Origin of the sequence: Mesorhizobium silamurunense, assembly GCF_014843825.1 — a bacterium.
Taxonomy (GTDB): domain Bacteria; phylum Pseudomonadota; class Alphaproteobacteria; order Rhizobiales; family Rhizobiaceae; genus Mesorhizobium; species Mesorhizobium silamurunense.
Genome location: NZ_JHQR01000358.1, coordinates 1 through 3,652 on the forward strand (window position 1 = coordinate 1; position 3,652 = coordinate 3,652).

1 protein-coding gene is annotated in these 3,652 nt (G+C 58.5%); it reads right to left on the reverse strand.

All coding sequences use genetic code 11. From position 1 onward, the window contains the following. Positions 1-2,918 (reverse strand): beta strand repeat-containing protein (locus DH10_RS32865; protein ID WP_425515394.1); only part of this gene is annotated, 2,918 nt, incomplete at its 3' end. Between the last annotated feature and the right edge of the window lie 734 nt (positions 2,919-3,652).

Below are 3,652 nucleotides of genomic sequence, written 5' to 3' on the forward strand. Positions count from 1 at the left end.
CCACCCCCAAGGTCGATGCTGTCCGTGGGGTTTAGGCTCGGCGCGGTCGATATTACCGTCGTATTGAGGATCGATGGCTCGAGATTGTCGGCTTCCTCAGTAAGGGTGGCATGCGCCTGCGCGGCGGGCGCAATGTTGCCGATCTGGTTCAGTGCCGAATTCACAGCAGCATCAAGGCCACCGCCAGTATATGAATTGACGACTGTGCCGATTTGGCCGGGGTCATCTGCCGCGGCGGCCAAGGCATCGGAAGCGCTACCTTGGGCAACAAAAGCCATGGCGGTGGCGTTTGTGACCAATTGCGCAGGCGTCGAAGCGGTCGCAGCGTCATCGGCCAATGTTTGATTGCTGGCGACCACGACGCCTTCAAGTGCCTGAAGGAGATCGGCATCCAGAGCACCAGGTGCCGCAGCGTCAGCGATCGCACCGATCGTCGACGAATTCGTCAGGTCAAGAACTTCGCCCGCGCCAAGCCCCAATATCTGGTGTGCAAGAGCCGAAAAGACATCAGTTGCGGCGCCATCCTGGTCTCCGCCGGCGCCGGCAATCGTGGCCGCTACCATGCTGACGGTATTCAGGACGGAAATGCCGGCAAGGAAGGGATCCGCGTTGTTCTGGAAAGCCGCCGTGACGGGATCAAGTGTCAGGAGATCGACGTCGGGTGCAAGGCTTAGGGCGCCAAGGACTATCGCTTTGGCATCTGCAACATTCAGGTTTGAAGCCGGATCATCAACCAGAAGCGTGACCAAAGTTGTCAACGGGCTAACAACCGCTGACCCAGATGGTGCAACCAGCTTTCCAATCAGGGCGTTGTTCGTCGAGGTGTCTGTTCCTCCAACAACGACAAGGTTTCCCGATCCCCCTTGCAGAACAAAGTGCCCGAAGTCGTCGGTGACTGCAGAATACTCCCCGATGTCGAGTTGGCCATTGCCGTCAGCGTCGGCAAAGACGGTGGCGCCTGATATGTAGCCATCAACGGCGTGTCCCTCCTGAACGAGTGAGAAGACAAAATTAGTTCCTGTCGAAGAGTTGCCAGCAGCATCCGTCTGCCGGACCGCAAGCGCGTTCGGACCGAATTGAGGCGTGAACGTGCTTAGCCACTGGGCGCCGCCATCGATGGAATATTCGACCGTGGCACCGCTCTCAATACCCGTCACATTCAACGCGCCATTGTTCGTGACGTGATCGGCATTCGAGTCACCTGAGTCCAGGATGAGCGCGACCCCTGGAGCGGAAGGAGCCTGTGAGTCCAAAACGAAGTTGAACCCCGTCTCAGCGGAGACGTTGCCGGCCACATCGGTCTGGCGCACGAGGACTGCGTTCGAGCCTTCAAGCGGAGTGAACGACGCGTTCCAGCTGATGCCGCTGTCGGTGGAGTATTCGACCAGGGCGCCGGCCTCGCTGCCGACACTCAGCGTGCCGTCATTGGTGAGCAGGTCGTTGCTGTGGGAGCCGCTGTCCGACGCCAGCGCCGCACTGGGCGCCACCGGATTGGTGGTGTCGAGCGTAAAGCCGAAGCTGGCGCTGCCGGAGACATTGCCAGCGACATCGGTCTGGCGCACTAGAACCGAGTTCGAGCCTTCAACAGCAGTGAACGACTGGTTCCAGATGACACCCCCGTCGGTGGAATATTCGACCAGGGCACCCGCCTCGCTGCCTCCGACACTCAGAGTGCCGACACTGCTGATGCCATCGTTGTTCGAGGCGCCACTGTCGACAGTCAGCGCCACTGTCGGTGCCGAAGGCGCCACTGTATCGATGATCAGAGTCCCCGATGGATTGGACGCAGCGCCGGAGATGTCGGCGTTGTTGCCTGCTGCGTCCGTGATGGTCGCGGAATTGAGAACGAGCGACGTGATAGCGAGATCGGACGTATTCTGACCGGCGGCAACGGTGTATGAGAAGGTCAGTGTCGAACTACCCGAGCCGCTCAGATAGGTCGCTGTGCCACCGCTGTTCAGGGCCAGAGTCGGTGCCCCGCCTGCAACGACAACAGCCTCCGAGAAGGTCACCGTAAGCGTCACCGTATCGCCAGCATTTAGCGATCCGCTGCTGGGCGTACCGTAAGCAGTCGATGACACCGTTGGGGCCGCAGCATCGGTAATGATGTCGCTGGCAGTCAATGTCTCTATTGTGGATATCTTGACGACCACATCTGCAATATGGTCGCCCGTCGTATCGACGTTGACGAAGGTGTTGCCCCCGGAGACGGAGGACCAGACGCCGTAGTTGGATGCGGCCGCACCGCTCCAAGTGAGGGTGTGTCCGATCTGAGTGACAAGGCCATGCAGGTCGATCTTGTCCTGCAAAGAAGCTGTCGCCGTCTCAGCCGCTGATGTGAAGCCATTGATGACATCGCCCGTTTTGCTGTTGAAAGCACCGGCTGCGGTGGCCTGTGAATCGCTTACGGAATTGAAGACATAAAGATCGCCCCCGGCACCGCCAGCCAGCTTGTCGGCGCCCGCCCCGCCAACCAGAATGTCGGCCCCGGCACCGCCGTTGAGGTCGTCATTGCCGGCTTCGCCAAACAGCTTGTCATTACCGTCGTCGCCACCCAACGTGTCATTGCCGTCGCCGGCGAAGATGACGTCATTGCCAAGACCCCCGCGCAGATCGTCAGTGCCAGAGCCGGTGGCATTTGCCATCTGCGTCCCGCCATAGATGAGGTCGTCATCGGCCCCGCCGTCAACCAAATCATTGCCGGCGCCACCGATCAGGAGGTCGTTTCCTGCCTCGCCGAAGAGGCTGTCATTGCCTTTGGCGCCATCGACCTCGTCATTTCCACCCCCGGCATGGACGGTGTCCACCCCAGTGGTCGTATGATTGGAATTCAGGAAAACCCAGTTGGTTCCGTCCCAGTAATAGGTTCCAAGCGCGTTGATCCTCTCGCTCAGAAATGTTCCAGTAATATTAGCCATGGCGGATCCCCCATTCTCAAAGTCACTGGTGGCTGGAGCCTGACCAGCGATCGTCAAGGAGGATGAAGCGACGAACTTCCAGATGTTCTAGCTTGATCATAAAGGAACATGAGCGCATGATGACAAATGCCCGCTACAGTTTGGGCGAGCAATTGCTGGACCAAAAATGTGCTCGTGAGCAACCCCCACACGTCTCGCGGGTTGACTTGGCGCGGTCTCCTCCCTTATTAATCTACACTAGGCTCCCGTGCTAGCACGGTGTCAAATGTCAATAGAGTTTGCTAACATACCACCTTTGTACGGCACGCGCCTACAGTAGGCGTAAGGAGGATGTCGGAGGGTACCTGGTGCCGATTCCAGTGAATGTTTGAAAATTATTGGCGCCCCGATAGGAATCGAACCTGTGACCTCTGCCTTCGGCAGGCAGGGTTTCAACTCTCTCCGCACAATAATTTTTCAGCGATATAGCGGTCTCACCCGATAGGTCTAGCGACTCCGACGCCTAGATGGACTTCGCCACATAAACTGCCGAGGGGGTGCGATGATCAAACTGCCCGCAGCGTGTCCGGATACCCCAATGTCTTACATGAGGCGCTAGACAGAAGTTCGAAAAGCTTCCAAGAACCCCAGCCAAACTGGATGCCCTGTGGATAACTTGGTTCCACAAGCTTCTTCGATCGCCGCGGCCGCCACTGTCGAGCGAGGCTGACCTTGCCCCTTTGATCTAATCCGGT